The sequence below is a fragment of the Streptomyces sp. NPDC048825 genome (assembly GCF_043198355.1).
GTDB classification, from domain to species: domain Bacteria; phylum Actinomycetota; class Actinomycetes; order Streptomycetales; family Streptomycetaceae; genus Streptomyces; species Streptomyces xiangluensis.
On the sequence record NZ_JBICUR010000011.1, the window covers coordinates 19620 to 39002 of the forward strand.

General features: G+C 70.1%; 14 protein-coding genes. 9 read left to right on the plus strand and 5 right to left on the minus strand.

Annotated elements, in window-relative coordinates; genetic code table 11:
* The first annotated feature begins 46 nt into the window (after nucleotides 1-46).
* From ACGFNK_RS25335 to ACGFNK_RS25350, 4 genes are read left to right on the plus strand one after another with little or no spacing between them, the layout of a single operon-like run.
* Nucleotides 47-778 carry a TnsA-like heteromeric transposase endonuclease subunit gene (locus tag ACGFNK_RS25335; protein WP_393419459.1) on the plus strand — a complete coding sequence of 244 codons (732 nt, stop codon included), beginning with the start codon at nucleotides 47-49 and terminating at the stop codon, nucleotides 776-778.
* Complete coding sequence (locus tag ACGFNK_RS25340) at nucleotides 775-2907, plus strand: integrase (protein WP_393419461.1); 2133 nt, start codon at nucleotides 775-777, stop codon at nucleotides 2905-2907. Before ACGFNK_RS25335 ends, ACGFNK_RS25340 begins: the two co-directional genes overlap by 4 nt.
* On the plus strand, nucleotides 2904-4031 hold the full coding sequence (locus ACGFNK_RS25345; RefSeq protein WP_393419463.1) for an AAA family ATPase: 1128 nt from the start codon (nucleotides 2904-2906) through the stop codon (nucleotides 4029-4031). The genes ACGFNK_RS25340 and ACGFNK_RS25345 overlap by 4 nt, the downstream gene beginning before the upstream one ends.
* Nucleotides 4028-6586: a TniQ family protein gene (locus ACGFNK_RS25350; protein WP_393419465.1), complete on the plus strand. Its 2559-nt coding sequence runs from the start codon at nucleotides 4028-4030 to the stop codon at nucleotides 6584-6586. Before ACGFNK_RS25345 ends, ACGFNK_RS25350 begins: the two co-directional genes overlap by 4 nt.
* 309 nt (nucleotides 6587-6895) lie before the next feature.
* Here ACGFNK_RS25350 and ACGFNK_RS25355 read toward each other — a convergent pair whose 3' ends face one another.
* On the minus strand, nucleotides 6896-7774 hold the full coding sequence (locus tag ACGFNK_RS25355; RefSeq protein ID WP_393419467.1) for an alpha/beta fold hydrolase: 879 nt from the start codon (nucleotides 7772-7774) through the stop codon (nucleotides 6896-6898).
* Between the two features lie 112 nt (nucleotides 7775-7886).
* Between ACGFNK_RS25355 and ACGFNK_RS25360 the strand changes: the two genes are divergently transcribed.
* The gene (locus ACGFNK_RS25360) at nucleotides 7887-9824 is read left to right on the plus strand and encodes a BTAD domain-containing putative transcriptional regulator (RefSeq protein WP_393419469.1); all 1938 of its coding nucleotides are present in this window, start codon (nucleotides 7887-7889) and stop codon (nucleotides 9822-9824) included.
* A 127-nt stretch (nucleotides 9825-9951) separates the two neighbouring features.
* Nucleotides 9952-10197: a hypothetical protein gene (locus tag ACGFNK_RS25365; RefSeq protein ID WP_393419471.1), complete on the plus strand. Its 246-nt coding sequence runs from the start codon at nucleotides 9952-9954 to the stop codon at nucleotides 10195-10197.
* Nucleotides 10198-10412: 215 nt separating this feature from the next.
* On the opposite strand, the gene ACGFNK_RS25370 is transcribed toward ACGFNK_RS25365, so the two are convergent.
* Nucleotides 10413-11555: a dihydrofolate reductase family protein gene (locus ACGFNK_RS25370; RefSeq protein ID WP_393419473.1), complete on the minus strand. Its 1143-nt coding sequence runs from the start codon at nucleotides 11553-11555 to the stop codon at nucleotides 10413-10415.
* 68 nt (nucleotides 11556-11623) lie between these two features.
* Between ACGFNK_RS25370 and ACGFNK_RS25375 the strand changes: the two genes are divergently transcribed.
* Nucleotides 11624-12142 (plus strand): MarR family transcriptional regulator, encoded by a 519-nt coding sequence (locus ACGFNK_RS25375; RefSeq protein ID WP_344394242.1) that lies wholly within the window; start codon nucleotides 11624-11626, stop codon nucleotides 12140-12142.
* 18 nt (nucleotides 12143-12160) lie between these two features.
* On the opposite strand, the gene helR is transcribed toward ACGFNK_RS25375, so the two are convergent.
* Both helR and ACGFNK_RS25385 read right to left on the minus strand, forming a co-directional pair.
* On the minus strand, nucleotides 12161-14377 hold the full coding sequence (gene helR / locus ACGFNK_RS25380; protein ID WP_393419475.1) for an RNA polymerase recycling motor ATPase HelR: 2217 nt from the start codon (nucleotides 14375-14377) through the stop codon (nucleotides 12161-12163).
* 156 nt (nucleotides 14378-14533) lie between these two features.
* Nucleotides 14534-15703, minus strand: coding sequence for a glycosyltransferase (locus ACGFNK_RS25385; protein ID WP_393419477.1), 1170 nt, complete (start codon nucleotides 15701-15703; stop codon nucleotides 14534-14536).
* A 384-nt stretch (nucleotides 15704-16087) separates the two neighbouring features.
* On the opposite strand from ACGFNK_RS25385, the gene ribA reads away from it, so the two are divergent.
* Nucleotides 16088-16714 (plus strand): GTP cyclohydrolase II, encoded by a 627-nt coding sequence (gene ribA / locus ACGFNK_RS25390; protein ID WP_393419479.1) that lies wholly within the window; start codon nucleotides 16088-16090, stop codon nucleotides 16712-16714.
* A 22-nt stretch (nucleotides 16715-16736) separates the two neighbouring features.
* Here the strand turns inward: ribA and ACGFNK_RS25395 are convergent, their stop codons facing one another.
* Nucleotides 16737-17720 carry a TIGR01777 family oxidoreductase gene (locus ACGFNK_RS25395; RefSeq protein ID WP_393419481.1) on the minus strand — a complete coding sequence of 328 codons (984 nt, stop codon included), beginning with the start codon at nucleotides 17718-17720 and terminating at the stop codon, nucleotides 16737-16739.
* Between the two features lie 224 nt (nucleotides 17721-17944).
* Between ACGFNK_RS25395 and rox the strand changes: the two genes are divergently transcribed.
* Nucleotides 17945-19381 carry a rifampin monooxygenase gene (rox, locus tag ACGFNK_RS25400; protein WP_393419483.1) on the plus strand — a complete coding sequence of 479 codons (1437 nt, stop codon included), beginning with the start codon at nucleotides 17945-17947 and terminating at the stop codon, nucleotides 19379-19381.
* Nucleotides 19382-19383: the final 2 nt, after the last annotated feature.

Here is a 19383-nt window from a genome sequence, read left to right on the forward strand (position 1 = left end):
CTGGGCGGCTTCCTACGGTCAGCTCATGGTTACCAAGCGTACAAGCGTGAGGGCTGGCAGTCAGGAGTCTGCGACGGCTTCGATCCGGTACGAGGACGACTCGGTCTGCAGCGTGGAGTTCAGCCAGCTGCGCCGGGGCAGTTTCGACGGGTCCGTGCCGTGGCGGCGGGTCAGGTCGGCGAAGGGGCACAAGCATCATCCCGGGGAGTACGCGTCGGCTACGACGCGTGGGCTGGTGGTCTATGAGAGCCGTCTGGAGCTGGCTCGGCTGCTGCTGGCGGACTTCGACCCGCAGGTGGTCGGGATTTTCGCCCAGCCGTGCCGTCTGCGGGCGCGGGTGGGTGGTCGGTGGCGGCTGCACGTGCCGGACTTCCTGCTGGTGCTGGGGGACGGCAACGTGCGCGTGGTCAACGTGAAGCCGGCCGACCGCCTTCTTGATCCGAAGATCGCGGAGGCTCTGGCCTGGCCTGGGGACCTGGTGGAGGGCCACGGCTGGCAGTACGAGATCTGGTCGGGGGCGGATCCGGTGCTGCTGGCCAACGTGCGGTTCCTGGCCGCCTACCGGCGGGCCGGGCTTGTGCCGGACGAGGACATCGCGCGGGCCTGGGAGGTGGTGCAGGACGGGGATCCCCTCACGGTCGCCGAACGGCGCCTGGCGGCGGGCCGGCCGGTCGAGGACGTGCGGCCGGCCGTCCTCGCACTGGTGTGGTCGGGGCGGCTCTCGGTCGACCTGAGCCGCCCGATCGACGGTGACTCGGTGCTGCGGAGGGCGGCATGAGTAACTGGACGGTTCCGTTGCGGGCGGGACTCGCCCTGAGTTTCCAGGGTGAGCCGTTCACGGTGTCCGAGGTGCGAGGCCGCGAGGTCCTGCTCCAGCAGTCCGGGTCCGGCGGGGTGCTGTGGAGGCTGGTCGACGTGGCCGCCCTGCTGGCGGACCCGACGACCCAGTTGCTGGGCGAGTTGCCGGACGAGGGGGAGTCCACGGCCGTCGCTCTGGGGCTACTCGACCAGGCCGAGGAGGACGAGGTCACCCAGCGCTTCCAGCACGTGCAGGAGGTCCTCTGCGGCTACCGGCTGGGCTCGCGGGAGCTGGCACAGGAGGGCGAGCCGCGGCCGGAGTACGCCCCGGGCGTCCCGATGATGCACCGCTACCTGGCCAAGGCCCGCGAGTTGGGGGTCGGCGAGAGCACCGTCCGGCTGTGGGTCACGCAGGTGAAGAAGTCCGGTCCGGCGGGTCTGGTCCGCACGAGCAAGCTGCGACGGAACGCCCAGGACAGGGTGGATCACCGCTGGCTGGAGAGCGCCCGGACGGTCCTGGACAGCTACACGAACGCCAGCCGGCCGGTCCGCGGGCTGATCCTCTTGGAGATCGAGGAGCGTGTCGCGGCCGAGCACGGCCGGGGCACGGTGAAGATACCCGCCCAGTCGACCGGTTACGAGGTGCTGCGCGAACTGGACGCGGGGACGAACGCGTTCACGGGCAGCACCAAGGGGAAGCGGTCGATCGCGAACCGCCCGCAGACCGTCTACGGCCGCCTGCGGGCGACCCGGCCGGGTGAGTACGTGCTGCTGGACACCACCCGGCTGGACGTGTTCGCGATGGAGCCGGTGACCTGCCGCTGGGTGCAGTGCGAGCTGACGGTCGCGATGGACCTCTACAGCCGGTGCATCACCGGACTGCGGCTCACCCCGGTGTCGACGAAGGCCGTGGACGTCGCCGCGGTGCTCTTCGAGACGGTGCGGACGCGCACAGAGCTGTTGCAGGGAAGGAACCTGCCCCGGCTTGGCGTCCCGTCCACGGTGGTCGTCCCTGCGGAGAAGCTGGTCGACGTGGAGGGCAGGCTGCTGCTGCCGTCGGTCGCGGCCGAGACGGTGGTCTACGACCACGGGAAGATCTACCTGTCCAACCACGTCCGCAGTGTCTGCGCTCGGTTCGAGATCTCGCTGCAGCCGGCCCGGCCGCTGACGCCGACGGACAAAGCTCCAATCGAGCGCTGGTTCAAGACCTTGAACCAGGGCCTGCTGGCGGCTCTGCCTGGCTACAAGGGCCCTGATGTCCATAGCCGCGGCCAGTCGGTGGAGGACTTCGCGTTCTTCTTCATCGACGAGCTGGAGATGATCATCCGGGAGTGGATCGGCCTGACCTACCACCGGCGCCGCCACAGGGGTCTGGTGATCCCGGAGGTCCCGGGCCTGAAGCTGAGCCCGCTGGACATGTTCGACCACGGCGTCGCCCGGGCGGGCAGCCTGCGGATCCCGGCACGGCGGAACTTCGCCCTGCACTTCCTTGAGCAGGCCTGGTGCACCATCCAGCACTACGGGGTGGAGCTGGAGGGGATGCGCTACAACGGCAGCGGCTTGGACGGGCTGCGGGAGGCCAAGAGCCCCTACACCGGGGTGCATGAGGGCAAGTGGCCGGTCTCCGTGGACCCGGACAACATCCGGCAGGTCTACTTCCAGCGGCCGGACCACTCCTGGCACGCCCTCCAGTGGGAGCACGCTCCCGCGCTGGACGGGCCGGTGAGTCGCGAGGCCATGCGCTACGCGCGCAAACTCGCGCTCACGACGCATCGCTTCCCTGACTCGAAGCGGGCCCTGGTCGAGCTCTTGGAGCGCTGGGGAGTGGGCCTGACCGGGAACCGGGCCGAACGGCGGATGGCCGTGCGTCTGTCGGAGGACCGCCTTTGCCTGGTCGGCCCCGAAGTCGAGGACCCGGAGGATCCGCTGCGGCTTCCGACGCTCAGGTCGGTCGCCGCCCTGGAAGCGGCCCCCGCCGTTGCCGAGGCCGCCGAGGACCTCGGCGGGGACGACGACGAGGACGAGGACCTGGAGGCCGCCTTCCCTGGCGAGACCGATGAGTTCATCGACGAGGACGACTACTACGCCGACACCTGGGAGAGCCGGTGAGCGCGATCAGCGGCACGGTGTTCGAGGGAGATGATCGTCAGTACGCGTTGACGCGCCTGTCCGGCTGGCTCGAGCTGGTCTTCGGGCCGGAACGGGTCCAGCCTCCCCGGCTGACGCGCCGGCAGATGGGCGAACTGTCCGAGCTGGAGCTGAGGCGCTACCACGACCTGCGGGCCGTCTGGCATGCGAACCTCGGCCCGATCAAGACTCCGCAGCTGATCGCCCTGCATGAAGCTCTCACAGAGATCGTGGACTCGAACCGGCAGGACGGTGACAAGGCCAAGCCCGCGGCCCTGCTCGACGCATACCCCGGCATCGGGAAGAGCACGGCGATTCGTGAATACGCGCGGGACTTCCACCGCGAGCAGGTTCGTCTGCACGGGCAGACCACGCCGGAGGGCCACAGGAGAGTCCCGGTCGTCTACGTCAACCTGACCGGCAACACGCAGATCCGCGGTCTGAACGCGTCGATCTGCCGGTTTTACGGCCTGCCGACCAGCGGCGACGCGGATACTCTCGCTGAGCGCGCGGTCGACGCGGTCCTGAGCATGAGGACCGCGGTCTTCGTCATCGATGATGTGCACTTCCTGGCCCCGGGGAAGTCCTCGGCGGTGCGGATGGCCAACCATCTGAAGTTCCTGTCGAACGTGTTCCCCGTCACCCTGCTTTACGTCGGGGTCGGCGTCGCCGACCGTGGGATCCTGCGTGAGGGCCTGTCGCCGCAGCAGGCCCTGCTCGCTCAGTTCGGCCGCCGCACCACCGCACTGACCCTGCGTCCTTTCCAGATCGACGACGACCAGGGGCGGAAGCAGTGGCGGGTTCTGCTGAAGACCATCGAGAAGAAGATCGTCCTGGCCGAGAAGCACCCGGGGATGCTCGTCGACCTGGCCGACTACCTGTTCGCCCGCACGACCGGGCACTTCGCGTCGCTGATGGCGCTGATCAACCGGTCCTGCCTGCGAGCCGTCCGCTCGGGCGAGGAGAAGCTCGACAAGGATCTGATCGACACGGTGAAGAACGACGCCGCCGCAGAAGAAGCACGCCGCGAACTCGAAGCGGCGATCGAGGCCGGTCTCCTCAGCGCTCGCCCGGGAGGCCCGGCCCGCAAGCGGCGGTCGGCATGACCGGGGCCACCGACCGCTTGCCGATCGTTCTGCCCCCGCTGCCCGGAGAGGCCCTGGACAGCTGGATCGAGGCTTACGCCTGCCGGCTGCGAACGTCCTCCACCGGCCTTCTGCGATTCCTCGGCCTTCCTGGCATCGCGGCGAAGCACTTGGTCTTCCGCCTCGAGGAAGCGGACCTGAAGGCGCTTGCGCGGCTGACCGACGCCGACGCGTCCGAACTCGACCGGATGACTTTGCGGTCCGTCGCGCGATCCGACCTGCTGCCGCAGCTCCCGCAGAACGGGGACGAGACGGCCCCCGTCTGGCGTCACCTCGGGCGCCACAGCCGCTTCTGCCCCCGATGCCTGGCCGACAACGGGGGCCGCTGGCCACTGGCTTGGCGGCTGCCGTTCTCATTCGCCTGCCAACAGCACCAGTGCCTACTGGTCGACCAATGTCCTGGCTGCCGGGACAGGCCACAGCTGTTCACCAATCAACAGCTCGGCCGCAGCACCAGCGGCGCCCACTGCATGCGCCTGACCCTGCGCGACGGACACAAGACGGCCTGCCGACACGACCTCACCCAGACGCCGGCACAACCGTTACCGCCAGACGGAACAGCCCTCGCCAGCCAACAGCACCTGGACGCGCTCGTCCAGGCAAGGTCTCCCGCTCTGCACCATCTGTACTTCCTCAGCCGACGATGCCTGCGCAGCCTGATACTCAGCCCCTGGGCGGCGCCCGAGGCCGTCGGGCTCGCACTGCGCGAATGCAACGGAGGACTTCTGCCCGACAGCCCGCACGACCTGCCCGACGCCAGCCGGCTCGCGATGGGCACCACCCTCGCGATCTGGGCCTCGGACACCGCTACGACCACCGGGAAGGCCGTGTTCGAGTGGCTCATACGAACCGACCAGGCCCACCGCCGGAACGCCTCTACCTCCAATCTGTCCATCGATCAGCGCCTCCTTTCCTGGGGACGGGCCAGCCCCGAGATCGTCAGCCGGGTGATCGCCGACGCAGACCAGAACCTGCCCCTGGACACGCGGCTTCGCTACCGATCTGCGGCCCATCCCCGCAGGCCAGACCTCACAGATGCCGACATCCGGAAACGGGCGGACAAGATCCCGACAGCCCTCTGGCCTTCCTGGACTCTCCGGCTTCTCCCCAACACCCCCATCGACCCGCGAACCGTCGACGGCTTCAGGCGAGGCTGCCGCAGCAAGCTGCTGCTTGCCGGCGCCCAGTCACAGCACCACCCTTGGGCCCAGCCCTCCAACCGGTTGATCATTCGGATGGCGTTTCGACGCGTGATCGCCTCGCCCGAGCACGAGACCGCCATCGCCAGCTGCCTCACCCAGCTCGCCAGTCACCTCGACGATGAAGGCTCCCCGATCGACTACGGCAGACGACGCCACTTGTTCACGTCCGAGAGCATCACGCTCAACCTCGACGAGTACACGCAGCTCTGCCGCCAGCAGGGCTGGGTCCGTGGTGGAACAGGGCGAATCCACATGCTCAGGTGGATGCTTCTGAGTTTCCTCCTCGGCACCCACGCGGACCTGCCTCCGAGGAACATCCACGCCCGTGACGAGTTCCGCTACCAGGTCCCGCCGCTGATGCGCGCGTTCCTGCTGAAACAGGCGGCCACAAACCTCGCTGCCCACCGGATCGACGAACCCGTGCTCTGGGAGCCCCCCACCGAATGGTGCGACTGGACCGACTGGCCTGGGGCTACCCCCGAACAGATTTCCGACAGCGACTTCGACACCTTGATCGCCGACTGGACCCCGGCCGAGGAGACGGCCGCCGCCCTCGGACTGACCACAGAGCACGTCCGGCTCTACTGCGACGCCACCGGCACCACCCAACCGCCGCTCCCTCCCGCATCCCCCGGCCTTGGTCGGCGTCGGCCTCGACGCGGGATGCTCGCCCCGGGCTTCCTCCGCACCACTCACTCCAGCGGAACTCTCAACCAGAGCCTGATCGCCCGCAGTGCCGGCTGCAGCATCTCAACCGTCCAAAACGCCCTGGAAGAAGCCGGGATCCCCGCCACACCACGCCCCGAACCGCTCAGCCTTCGCATCACCCGCGAGGAACTCGAACAGGCCTACCTGCACCGACGCCTCAGCATCCCCGACATCGCCGAACAGTTCGGTCTCGACAGGCACCGCCTCAACCTGCTGGCCAAGAAGTGGGGCATCGAGATCCGCCCGAACAGCGCCACCAGCAACCCGTTCGCGCTCCTGCCGAACGCGCCGGCCCTGTCGGAGCTGATGGCGGCCGTCAGCAACGTCCGCAACTGTGTCGAACGCCTCAGACGCCTGGTCCGACTGCCCGGCCAACGGAACCTCTGCGCGGCCGCCAGGAGCCTCGGAACGCTACCGGCGACGCTCACGCATCAGCTGCATGCCCTGGAAAAGGCCGCAGGCATTCAGTTGATCGAACGGACCAGCCCCCTCGCAGCCACTCCCGCGGGCGCCGCTCTCATCCACGAAGCAGAGCACCTGCTCAGCCTCTTGGACGCAGCGACCGCAACTACGACTGAAGCCAGTGGACCCGCAGTTCCTCCGTGACGACTTCGCCCAGTGGCAGGCGAAATGGCGTCCAGGCTGGCCCGAGAACGTGCCCGGGTGCGAGTAGTTGAGGTACAGGAAATCACGGCCAGCGGCCCCGGCCAGGGCCTGCGCCCCTTCCGCGACCCCGCGGCCGAGGACGACGAGGACTGACCGCCGGCGCACCCAAGATGTTGGGCCGTTCGTTGTACCCCGTGCAGGCCGGGCGGCACCGCCTGGGTACCCAGCGCAAGAAAAGAATGCTGATCGCCGAAAACCTGACGCTCGCCGACCGGCCGTGGCCCAGCCGACGAGTCGAGAGCAGGAGGCTCAGCGGGCCAGCAGGCCCCGGATCGTGGCCGCGATCTCGTCGGGTGCCTCTTCGGCCATGAAGTGCCCGGCGCGGGTCAGCCGGTGGTCCAGGTCCGGCGCCCACGCCTTCCACACCCCGGCAGCGTCGTAGCCGAGCTGCGCGCCCCAGTCCTGCTGGACGACCGTCACGGGCATGGCCAGCTGCGACCCGGCGTCCAGGTCCGCTTGGTCGTGCATGACGTCGATGCCCGCCGAGGCCCGGTAGTCCGCGACGATCGACGTCACCGCCGCGGCGCTCGCGCGCAGGTATTCGGCACGTACATCCTCGGGCATGGTGGTCGGGTCGTTGGCCCAGGCGTCGAGGAACGAGCCGAAGAACGCGTCCGCGCTGCCTGCGATCATCGCCTCCGGCAGGCCCGGCGGCTGCGCCATCAGGAAAAGGTGGTAGCCGACCGCCGCCGAGGCGCCATGCAGGACGTTCCACATGTCGAGCGTCGGCACGATGTCGAGGATGCCCAGGTGCGTGATGGTCTCAGGGTGGTCCAACCCCGCCCGGAAGGCGACCAGAGCGCCCCGGTCGTGGCCGACGAGGGCAAAGCGCTCGTGGCCGAGCGCCGCCGCCAGGGTCACGACGTCGGCGGCCATGGTGCGCTTGGCGTACACATCGGGGTCGGTGGCCGCCGGCTTGTCGCTGGCGCCGTAGCCCCGCAGGTCAGGACAGATCACCGTGTGCTCGTCGGCGAGCCACTCGGCGACGTGTCGCCACATCAGGTGGGTCTGGGGAAAACCGTGCAACAGCACGACCGGGCTGCCGCTGCCGCCGACAGCTGCAGCCAGCTCCACACCGTCCGCACCGGGCAGGCGGATGTGATCGAAGCCGGGAATGGTGAGCGTCATGAGGGACCACCCTTTCGGGTCGGGGACTTGACCGGATCAGCTTGGGCGACGGCGATCAGCAGCCGATCAGTACGGTTGGGCGCAGCCGGCCCCTGGCACGGAGGATGGGGGCATGCGAATCGACGTGCTCGGTGTGGTGCGTGCCCTCCGCGACGACGGCAGCCCGGTTGACCTGGGCGGACCCCGCCACCGTGAGGTACTCGCCCGGCTCGTCGCCGCCGAGGGACGGATGGTCACCACCGACACCCTTGTCAATGACCTGTGGACCGATCCGCCTGCCCGCGCCGTGGGCGCTTTGCGTACGTTCGTCGCCGCGCTGCGCCGCGCCCTCGAACCCGACCGACCGCCCCGCAATCCGCCGCGCGTCATCGTCACCGAAGGTCCCGGCTACGCACTGCGCCTGCCGCGCGAGGACGTGGACGTCCATCGGTTCCAGGACACCCTGGCCCGAGCCCGCCGCAACCCCGCCGCGGTGACCGACCTCGGCACGGCACTCGCGGCCTGGCGCGGACCCGCCTACGCCGATGTGACCGGCTCCGCATGGGCGCAGCGCGAGCGGACCCGACTGGAGGAACTGAGGTTGGAGGGGGTGGAACTGCGCGCCCGCATCCTCCTCGACTCCGGGGAAGGGGCCGATCTCGTCGCCGAACTGGGTGCCCATGTCGCCGAACACCCGTGGCGCGAGCCGGCCTGGGAGCTGCTTGCCCGCGCGCTGTACCGCGCGGGCCGCCAGGCCGACGCGCTTGCCACCCTCCGCCGTGCCCGCGCGATGCTCGTTGACCAACTCGGACTCGACCCCGGTGGCGACCTTCAGCGCCTGGAGACGGACATCCTCAACGGGTCCGCGCCCCCCGAAGCAGCACGTACCGCGTGGACCGGCCCTGGTGTCCGGCTCGGCCCGCGCACCACCGTGGATCTGGCCCGCACCCTCGCGCTGGCGGGTGGCGACGCCCTCGTCCGCTCGCGGCGCGACCGCCTCGCCGCCATCCAGGCGGCGGAACGCACGGGGGACCTCTCCCTGACCGCCCGGATCATCGGCGCCTACGACGTGCCCGCCCTCTGGAGCCGGGCCGACGACCCCGAGCAGTCCCGCGCCGTCGTCGCGGCTGCCGAGCGCACGCTCACCGGGCTCGGCCCAGACGGCCCCGCCGACCTGCGCGCCCGCCTCCTGGCCACGGTCGCCGTCGAGAGCCGCAGCGCCGATCTGTCCGGGACCGAGCTGAAGCACGCGCAGCAGGCGGCGCGTCAGGCCGAGGAGCTGGCACGGGACCTGGCCGATCCCGCCCTGCTGGCCTTCGCCCTCAACGGGGTGTTCCTGCAGTCCTTCAGCAGCCCCGGGCTCGCGGCGGCACGGGACAGGACCGGCGCCGAGATCCTCGACTTGTCCACCCGGCACGAGCTGCAGAACTCCGCCGTACTCGGCCGACTCGTCCGCCTGCAATCCGCCTCGGCCCTCGGCGACCTCGACGCCGCGACCTCGCACGCCAATGCAGCCGACCAGCTCGCCGCCACCACCGAGGCGCCCCTCGTCTCCGTCCTCACCAGGTGGTTCAGGGCCCGTGCCACGGCCGCCCGCAGCGCCGAACCCGGCGGACCGACCGCCGCCACGGCAGCAGCGCACTACCGCGCTGCCGAGGACGCCCTCCGGACGGCCGGAATGCCGGGGTTGCACCGCGGCCTGTTCCCGCTCGCCCTACTGGGACTGCGCCTGCTGCACGACCGGCCCGCGCCCACCGACCCGCACCTCGACTGGGGCCCGTACAGGCCCTGGACGCGACCCCTCGTGCTGCTCGCCCAGGACCGGGGCGAGCAGGCCCGTACCGCCCTCGCTGCAGCGCCCGAACCACCGCGTGACCACATGCAGGAGGCCATGTGGTGCCTGACCGCCCGCGCCGCCGTACGCCTCGGCGAGCGCGGAATCGCCGCGCACGCTGCGGCTGCCCTGCGTGATGCCTGTGCAGAACACGCCGGCGCCGCTAGCGGAATGCTGACCCTGGGCCCGGTGGCGCGGTACCTGGCAGAGGCGGAGGCATGCGCCGGCGCGGGATAAGCGACCGCAATCCGCGAACCCGAGCCTGCTCGACCGCAATTACATCCGGGAGAAGACCCTGGAGGGCCAGCAGACCGCCGCAGCCAAGGGCAACCACGGCGGACGTCCCAAGGTCATCGACGACGACATGCTCACCTTCGCCGTCGCACTGAAGAACACGGGCGTCCCCGTCCCTGACATCGCGAAGAAGCTGACGATCAAGACGGGCAAGAACGCGGGACGCCACCCCTCGGTCGCCTCGCTGTACCGAGCGCTCGCTGAGGCCGAGGAAGCCGCCTCAGCAGACGACGCGCAAGTCATCGGGCCCCGCCGCCCGGTCGGTGAGAAGCTCATCCTGGGCATCGCTCCGCAGCGGATCGAGACCGCCGACTGAACAGCTCCCGAAACCACTGTCAGGCGTCCGAACCTGGCCTCAGCCCAATGGTCCCTCCCGCCGGGCCACACGATTGCTAAAGATCAGCCGATCGGCCCCCTGCTAACGCAACATGGAATCCGGAGTTTCAGCAGGACTCACTGCTAACGGAGCGACCGAACCTACACCTGCCCTTAACCGATCGCCCTGCCCTTGACCGAGCGGGTGCGGTTGCCTCAACCGAGCAGGTGGCGGTTGGGCTCGGCGGCCCGTTCCGCGTATTCCGGGAGTACGACGACATCGGCGCCCTCAGCGGCCAGCAAGCCGCTGCCGTCCGCGGACCGGACGAACGTGTCCGGCTCGCGCCAGGCGGTGACCACGCGGCGTACGCCCGCGTCGAGGATCAGCCGGGCGCAGGGGGCAGGCCGGGAGGCGCGGCGGGCGCAGGGTTCCAGGCTGCTGTAGACGGTGGCGGTGGGAAGGCGCGGATCGGCCGGGTCGAGCTTCGCGAGCGCGGCCTCCTCGGCGTGCGAGACGGGGTCGGACTCGCGGGAGTACCCGCGGGCCAGTTCCGTACCGTCCGCCGCCACGACGACCGCGCCGACGCTGAACGCGGTCTGCGAGGGCGGGCACTGGGTGGCGAGCTCGCAGGCGAACTCCAGCCAGTGTCGGTCGGCGGCGGAGGCCGACCTGCCTGCTCCGGGCGCCGTGGGCACGTAGCGCATGAGCACCACATCGCCCACCGGCCGGGTCTCCACCAGCCGCATCCGGTTGCGCACCCCGCCCGGGTAGCCGCCGGGTCCGAACAGCCGAGGTGCGTCCGGCTGCCCCACGAGGAGGGGCGCGAGAGCGAGCTGCAGCTCGTCCGCGAGGCCCTCCTGAAGCAGCTGCGTGTGCACGCGCCCGCCGCCTTCGACCATGAGCCGCCGTACGCCTCGTACGTCGTGGAGATGCTCGAGTACGGCCGGCCAGTCGAGCTCGGGCCCGACGGGGACGACGTCGACGTCCAGGCCGCGAAGGGCCGCGGTGGCTTTCGGGGCGCCCTTGTCCGTCGTGTACACGACCTTCTCGCCGCCCGTTGACCAGAAGTTGAGGGCCGGGTCCAGGTCACCGCTGCCGCTGACGGTGACCTTCAGCGGGTACTCCGGGCGGCCTTCCGCGATCCTGGCCGCGCGCCGCTCGGCGGAGTTCACCAGGAGGCGGGGATTGTCAGCGCGCAGGGTGCCCGCGCCGACCAGGATCGCGTCGGAGTGGGCCCGCACCTCGTCGACCCGGTCGAAGTCGGCCGGGCCGGAGAGCCGCAGCCGTTCGGGGCCGGTGTCGTCCAGGTAGCCGTCGAGGGAGACGGCGGCGGACAACAGGACGTAGGGGTGGGGCATGAGGCGTACTCTCCGCTCGCGTTGGGCCGATGGTGGTTCAACTTTTAAACAGTACCTACACTGGAGGCATGACGACCCGCTGGCTCACCCCCGAGGAGCAACGCGCCTGGCGCGCGTACATCGCCGCCTCCCACCTTCTGGAAGACGCGCTCGACCGGCAGCTCCAGCAGGAGGCCGGTATGCCGCACCTGTACTACACGATCCTGGCCACCCTCTCCGAGACTCCCCACCACTGTCTGCGGATGACGGATCTCGCCGAGGCGCTCAAGATCACCCGCAGCCGGCTGACGTACGCCGTGACACGCCTGGAGAAGGACGGTGTCGTACGCCGTCAGGACTGCAGCATGGACAAGCGCGGGAGCCTCGCGATCCTGACCGACGAGGGGATGGCGGTGCTGGAGCGTGCGGCGCCGGGTCATGTCGAGATGGTGCGCTCCGCGCTCTTCGAGCACCTCACTCCGGAGCAGGTGGGGCAGTTGGAGGAGATCTTCACGGGGGTCGCGGGGGCGCTCCAGGGGGACGGTGGGAAGGCCGCGTCGGACGACCTGCCGTGGCGGCGGCGGTCGTCCGGCCAGCAGTGCACGTAGGCAGTACCAGCGCCGGTGTCAGGTGGTCGTGAGGATGGCGAGTTGCTGGGTCGCCCGGGTCATCGCGACGTAGTGGTCGACCGCTCCTTCGATGCCGTCGCCGAACTCCTCCGGGTCGATGAGGACGACGAGGTCGAACTCGAGCCCCTTCGAGAGCTCCGGGGTGAGGGAGCGGACTCGGGACGACGTCGTACGGAATCGGGACGTCGCAGGGGGTGTCGTACGGGATGTGGGGGCGCCGATGACGCAGGCGGTTCCGTCGGTGTGTGTGGCGAGCCAGGTGTCGAGGATCGAGTCCAGTTCCGAAGCTGATCCGTGGACGACGGGGACGCCGCCGCTGCGGATGGAGGTCGGCACGTTGGCGTCCGGGAGGGCGGCGCGGATGACCGGCTCGGCTTCCGCCATGATTTCTTCCGGCGTCCGGTAGTTGATGCTCAGGGAGGCCAGGCTGATGCGGTCGAACCCGATCCGCGCCAGCCGTTCCTGCCATGACTCCGGGAAGCCGTGCCTGGCCTGGGCGCGGTCGCCGACGATGGTGAAGCTGCGGGACGGGCAGCGGAGCAGCAGCATCTGCCATTCCGCGTCGGTCAGCTCCTGGGCCTCGTCGACGACGATGTGCGCGAAGGGACCGGCGAGCAAGTCCGGGTCGGGGGTGGGCAGTTCGGACTCGTCGACCAGGCTGACCTTGGCGTCCTCACCGCTCAGCATCCTCACCAGGCCGATGCCCTCGTCACCGTCGGCGCCGGAGTTCGCCACGGCCCCGATCAGGTTGTCGACGACCTGCGCCATACGCTCGCGCTGGGCGGCGAGGATGGCCTGGTGCCGGCGCTTGCGCCGGGCCGTCTCCGGATCGCCGAGCCGCTGCCGGGCCGCGTCCAGGAGGGGCAGGTCGGACACCGTCCAGGCCTGGGGGTCCTCCTTGCGCTGCAGCTTGCGGACCTCTTCGGGGCTGAGCCAGGGGGCGCACTTGCGCAGGTAGGCGGGGACCGACCACAGGTCCCCGACCAGATCGGCCGCCTCGATCAGCGGCCACGCGTGGTTGAAGGCCGCCAGCAGCTCCCTGTTCTGGTTCAGCGACCTCCGGAGCAGGGCGGGCGGGGCCTCCTCGCCGTCGTGCTTGTCCGCCAGGATCGTGAGCAGTTCCTCCCAGACCTGGGCGCGTGCCTCGTTGTGCGGGGTGCCGGGCTCCGCCGCTTCGAACGCCTCGGTCCAGTCGTCGGCGCTCAGCCAGACGTCGGACCAGTGGGTCGTGACCGTCATCCCCTTGGTGGGCGGCTCCTCGTAGAACCTGACGGCCGCCTCGATCGCCTGCACCAGGTCCGCGGACGACTTCAGACCGGCCACGTCCGGGTCGGCCTCGACCGCTGCCGCGGCTCCCTCGGCGACGAGGTCCCTCAGGGTGCAGGTCTGTACGCCCTCCTCGCCGAGGCTGGGGAGGACATCGGCGACGTAGTCCAGGTAGGGCCGGTGCGGACCGACGAACAGTACGCCGCCGCGGCGGTGACCGAGGCGCGGGTCGGAGTAGAGGAGGTAGGCGGAACGGTGCAGGGCGACGACGGTCTTGCCCGTACCCGGACCGCCGTCGACGACGAGCGCGCCGCGGGATCCCGCGCGGATGATGGCGTCCTGGTCGGCCTGGATGGTGCCGAGCACGTCCCGCATCCGGGGCGACCGGTTGGTGCCCAGGCTGGCGATGAAGGCGGACTGGTCGTCGAGCGCGGCGTGCTGCTCCAGCCCGTCGGCGGTGAACACCTCGTCCCAGTAGTCGCTGATCCGGCCGCGGGTCCAGCGATACCTGCGACGGCTCGCCAGACCCATCGGATTGGCATGCGTGGCGCCGAAGAACGGCTCGGCCGCGGGTGAGCGCCAGTCGACCAGCAGCCGACGGCCCGTGCTGTCCGTGAGGCCGAGTCGTCCGACGTATACGGGCTCGGGGTGCTCGGGGTTGTCCGTACTGACCATGTGCCCGAGGCACAGGTCCAGGCCGAAGCGGCGCAGTGTGCGCAGGCGGGAGGTCAGCCGGTGGATCTCCGTGTCCCGGTCCATCGCCTGCCGGCCTGTGCCGCCGGGCGCCCTGCGCTGGGCATCGAGGCTGTCGGACACCTCGGCCATCGTCTGCTCGAGGCACTCCGCGATGGCCGCGAAGTGCCGCTCGTCGGCGGCGATCAGCTTGGGGTCGGCCTTCGGTGAGAGGTGGTCGGGTAGGTCGAACGCGCTGGTGGTCAGGGGGTTCACGGCGATTGGCTCCGATCTGGGGTCGCTGGCGACCGTTGCGCGTAGGAAGGCGTTTGGAACGGTGTGACGAACCTGTGCGTGCGGGTTCTCGCGTCATGGGGGGCCTGGCTGGGCCGTCCCGCGTGGTTCACGCCGGACGGCCCAGCCAGGCCTTACTCAGCTGACCGCGTCGAGCAGCAGCTTCGCGGCCACCGTCGCGCCGTCGGTGCGGATCGTGGCGGCCACGGCGGTGGCTCGTGCGCGGGTCTCAGGTGTCAGGGTCGTCTTGAGCGCGGCGGACAGGGACTCCGTGGTCGGATTCGGACCGTCGTGCGCCGCGCCGATGCCCAGGTCGGCCACCCGGTCAGCCCAGTATGGCTGGTCCGCCAGCTGGGGTACGACCACCTGAGGCGCGCCCGCCCGGGCGGCCGTCGTCGTGGTGCCTGCGCCGCCGTGGTGCACGACGGCGGCCACGCGGCCGAACAGTGCCTGGTGGTTGACCTCACCGACCACGAAGCAGTCGTCCTGGTCGTCGAGCAGGGCCAGGTCGGCCCAGCCGCGGGAGACGAGTGCGCGGCGGCCCTGTGCGCGAACCGCCTCGACGGCCACCTGGGCGACGTCCGCCGACGCGTGCATGGGCATGCTGCCGAAGCCCACGTACACCGGTGGCTCGCCGGCCTCCAGGAACGCCAACAGCTCGGTGGGGAGCGGGCGTTCGTCGGGCAGGGTCCACGCGCCGGTCTGTACGACGTCGAGGTCCGGCGTCCCCTGCCATGGGTCGAGGGCCGGGTCCGTCGCCAGCCACGGCTGGTCACCGATGACGTAGTCACGGACGTTGTCCACCGGGGGCAGGCCGATCGACGCACGGTTGGTGTTGAGCGCCTCGCCGAACAGCGCGTTGATGTTCTGGGCGTCCACGTCCCACAGCGCCCGGTTGTCGGTCACCTCCGGCGGGAGCGGGCGGCCCGGATACGCCAGCGGCGGGCGGTCCGGCGACGGCAGGGTGATCTGCTGGAAGGTCACGGACACGGAGCGGATGCCCAGCTTCTCGGCCACCGACCGCGCACCGGCCGCGGCCGGCAACATGCCGGTCGACACCAGCACGTCATATCCCTCGGCCGCCGGGATGACCACGTCCAGCAGACCGGCGATCACCTCGGCCGCGCGCCGGGGCAGGCCCTCCGCGGGCAGCGACGGCGCCGCCTTCGTGAGCGCGCGCGCCGACGGCCCGAAGGGCACCAGCTCCACACCGACTCCCGCCAACAACTTCGCGAACTCCTCGTCCGCGGGCGCGCACACCCGCACCTCCGCACCCAGTTCCCGTAACCGCACAGCGAGTCCCGCCATCGGCTGAACGTCCCCCCGCGACCCATAGGTCGACAACAACACACGCACTTCGTTACCCCGTTTCCGCAGGTCCTGGCCTTGGCCGGACAATTCTGCGGCACGACGGGGGCCTTGCCGCAAGCCCCCCAGTGCGCTATAAGTTGAGAGTGGCAAGGAGCGGGTGAGCTCCTTGCCTTTGCTTTTTGCCGTCCGCCGCGTACGGGTCTTCTGTGGTCTGCCGCGGCCGTCCTGGCGGCCCGGCCATGACCGCGTCCTGAGCTCACAGGCATCATTCGGAACTATTGCTTCAACTTTGAACCATGAGGTAGGGTCTCGATCCAAGGTTCTGCTTCAAATCTGAAGCAGACCTGAAAGCTGCTCGGATCCTGGATTCGGAGAACCCGCATGCCCGAACTCCCCGCCGCCACCCCGCGCGCACGCGTCCGGGTCCCGCTGCGCTTCCACGACGGCTACGGCGTGGACGCCGACGCGGTCACCTTCCACGGACTGACCGACGGCCAGGAACACGTGGCCCTCGTCTTCGGCACCCCTTCGGCGAACCCGCTGGTCCGCCTGCACTCCGAGTGCCTGACGGGCGACGTCTTCGGCTCGGCACGCTGCGACTGCGGTCCCCAGCTCCGCGAGGCGGTCGAGCAGATCGCCACGCGTGGCGGCGTACTCCTCTACCTCCGCCAGGAAGGCCGCGGCATCGGCCTCTACAACAAGCTCGACGCGTACGCGCTCCAGGACGAGGGCCTCGACACCTACGCCGCGAACACGGCCCTCGGCCTGCCGGAGGACGCCCGCGACTACACGTCGGCCGCCCAGATGCTGACGGCCCTCGGCATCTCGTCCCTCGACCTGCTGTCCAACAACCCGGACAAGGCGGAACAGCTCCGTGCACTGGGCGTCGACGTTCAACGCCGGGTCCCGACGGGCGTGTTCAAGACGGCCCACAACGTCCGCTACCTGCGGGCCAAGGTCCTCCAGACCCAGCACACGCTGCCGCTGCCGGAACTTAGCGCGGGCTGACTCCGTCGGCCGCGAATGCCCGTCATCGCGAAGCCGAAGGCTCACTTCGTACGGCTCGTGCGGCTCGGTCGTCGCGTACGCGCCCGACGAGATCCCGGGCGGCCTCCGGCCACTGGGCATGATCGAAGGCGAAGCCCGCTTCGAGCAGGCGGCCGGGGATGACGCGACGGCTCTTGAGCAGGAGTTCGGTGTCCGAGCGCATCACGAAGGCGCCGAGTTCGGCCATCCATTTCGTGGCCGGCAGGCCCACGGGAACACCCCATGCGGCGCGCAGCGTGCGCATGAAAGTGCGCTGCGGCACAGGATCGGGAGCGGCGAGGTTCACCGGCCCGGCCAGGTCGTCCCGGTCGATCAGAAACTCGACAGCGCGGACAAAGTCGCGATCCTGAATCCAGGACACGTACTGTGCGCCGCCCGCGACCGGTCCGCCGAGCCCGAGCCGCGCCAGCCGCAGCAGGACGTCGAAGACGCCTCCGCGGTCGGGGCTCATCACCATGGCCGCGCGCAGGGCGACCTTGCGGGTGTGCGGGGTTTCGGCCCGTTCCTGTTCCCGTTCCCATGCTTTGGCGATCTCGACGCTGTACGCCCAGTAGCCCGGGACGCCGGGTTCGGCGCCGCCGAGCACGCCGGTCGCCTCGTCATTGGGTGCGTCGAAGCGGTGGGCGTAGACGGTGGCCGTACTCATCTGCAGCCAGACCCGGGGAGGCTGGCTGGCGGCGGCGATCGACTTCCCCACGACGCGGGCGGAGTTGACGCGAGAATCCATCATGGCCTGCAGATTGGCCGCTGTGTACCGGCAGCTGACGCTGCGTCCGGCCAGGTTGATCACGATGTCGCTGCCGTTGATCACCTCAGCCCAGGGGCCCAAGGTCTCGCCGTCCCAGTGGATCTCACCCTTGCGCTGCGGCCGCCTGGTCAGCACCACGACGTCGTGGCCCTCTGCGGTCAGTGCGCGGTTCAGGATCGTCCCCACCTGCCCGGTTCCCCCGGGTATCACGATCTTCATCAGGCCCCCTAGGTATGCAGGAGCGAGCCTACCGCGCGAATCTGAACACGTTCAAAACCTGTGCGGCAAGTGGACGGCAAGCCGGGAGCAAAAGGAAAGGCAAGGAGGGTCACCCACTCCTTGCCACTCTCAACGTATAGCCCACCGGGGGGCTTGCGGCAAGGCCCCCGTCGTGCCGCAGAATTGCCCGGCCAAGGCCAGGACCTGCGGAAATGGGGGGTTCCATGATCGACGTGATCGTTGCCGGCGCCGGACCGACCGGCTTGATGCTGGCCAGTGAGCTGCGGCTGCACGGCGTGGACGTGCTCGTGCTGGACAAGGAGCCGGAGCCGACCCCCGTGGTCCGCGCGCTCGGTCTGCACGTGCGCAGTATCGAGGTGATGGACCAGCGAGGTCTGCTGGAGCGGTTTCTCGCGCTCGGGCAGCAGTACCCGGTCGGTGGTTTCTTCGCCGGCATCCCCAAGCCGTCGCCGGAGCGGCTGGACACGGCACATCCGTACGTACTCGGCATCCCGCAGCCCGTCACGGACCGCCTGCTGACCGAGCGCGCCACCGAGCTCGACGCCGAGCTCCGGCGCGGTTGCGAGCTGGTCGGGCTGAGCCAGGACGACGACGGGGTCACCGCCGAACTCGCAGACAGCACGCGGCTGCGCTCGCGCTATCTCGTCGGCTGCGACGGCGGTCGCAGCACGGTGCGCAAGCTGCTCGGCGTCGGCTTCCCCGGTGAGCCCGCCAAGGCCGAGACACTGCTGGGCGAGATGGAGGTGACCGAGGACGAGGAGACGATCGCCGCCATCGTCGCGGACGTCCGCAAGACCCAGCTGCGGTTCGGCCTCGGGCACCTCGCGGACGGGGTGTACCGGGTCGTCGTGCCCGCCGAGGGGTTGGCCGAGGACCGCGAAGTCCCGCCGACCCTAGAGGAGTTCAGGCGGCAGCTGCGGGTGCACGCCGATACCGATTTCGGCGTGCACTCACCGCGCTGGCTGTCCCGCTTCGGCGACGCCACCCGGCAGGCCGAGCGCTACCGCGTCGGCCGGGTGCTGCTTGCCGGCGACGCGGCGCACATCCACCCGCCGATGGGCGGGCAGGGGCTCAACCTCGGTGTCCAGGACGCGTTCAACCTCGGCTGGAAACTGGCCGCCGAGGTGGGCGGCTGGGCACCGGACGGGCTGCTGGACAGCTACCACACGGAACGACACCCGGTGGCCGCCGACGTACTGGACAACACCCGCGCACAGGCCGAGCTGATGTCCACCGAGCCGGGCCCCCGGTCAGTACGCCGACTGGTCTCGGAACTGATGGACTTCGAGGACGTGCGCCGGCACCTGGTCGAGAAGATCACCGCGATCAGCGTCCGCTACGACTTCGGCAAGGGGCACGAACTGCTGGGCCGGCGCCTGCGGGACGTGAAGCTGAAGCGGGGCCGCCTCTACGAGCTGATGCACGCCGGCCGCGGCCTGCTGCTCGACCAGACCGGCCGGCTCTCGGTGGCGGGCTGGGCGGACCGGGTCGACCACGTCGTCGACGTCAGCGAGGAACTGGACGTGGAGGACGTGCCCGCCGTGCTGCTGCGGCCGGACGGCCACGTGGCGTGGGTCGGTGACGACCAGGACGAGTTGCCCGGTCAGATGGCGAAGTGGTTCGGCGCGGCCGTCGGCTGAGT

What these genes read in the sequence shown, in the direction of transcription:
- ACGFNK_RS25360 (WP_393419469.1), top strand. Translation starts at nt 7,887, where the DNA reads ATGCGAATCGACGTGCTCGGTGTGGTGCGTGCCCTCCGCGACGACGGC.
- ACGFNK_RS25385 (WP_393419477.1), bottom strand. Translation starts at nt 15,703, where the DNA reads ATGGCGGGACTCGCTGTGCGGTTACGGGAACTGGGTGCGGAGGTGCGG.
- ACGFNK_RS25365 (WP_393419471.1), top strand. Translation starts at nt 9,952, where the DNA reads ATGCTCACCTTCGCCGTCGCACTGAAGAACACGGGCGTCCCCGTCCCT.
- ACGFNK_RS25350 (WP_393419465.1), top strand. Translation starts at nt 4,028, where the DNA reads ATGACCGGGGCCACCGACCGCTTGCCGATCGTTCTGCCCCCGCTGCCC.
- ACGFNK_RS25340 (WP_393419461.1), top strand. Translation starts at nt 775, where the DNA reads ATGAGTAACTGGACGGTTCCGTTGCGGGCGGGACTCGCCCTGAGTTTC.
- ribA (WP_393419479.1), top strand. Translation starts at nt 16,088, where the DNA reads ATGCCCGAACTCCCCGCCGCCACCCCGCGCGCACGCGTCCGGGTCCCG.
- ACGFNK_RS25370 (WP_393419473.1), bottom strand. Translation starts at nt 11,555, where the DNA reads ATGCCCCACCCCTACGTCCTGTTGTCCGCCGCCGTCTCCCTCGACGGC.
- rox (WP_393419483.1), top strand. Translation starts at nt 17,945, where the DNA reads ATGATCGACGTGATCGTTGCCGGCGCCGGACCGACCGGCTTGATGCTG.
- ACGFNK_RS25395 (WP_393419481.1), bottom strand. Translation starts at nt 17,720, where the DNA reads ATGAAGATCGTGATACCCGGGGGAACCGGGCAGGTGGGGACGATCCTG.
- ACGFNK_RS25355 (WP_393419467.1), bottom strand. Translation starts at nt 7,774, where the DNA reads ATGACGCTCACCATTCCCGGCTTCGATCACATCCGCCTGCCCGGTGCG.
- ACGFNK_RS25375 (WP_344394242.1), top strand. Translation starts at nt 11,624, where the DNA reads ATGACGACCCGCTGGCTCACCCCCGAGGAGCAACGCGCCTGGCGCGCG.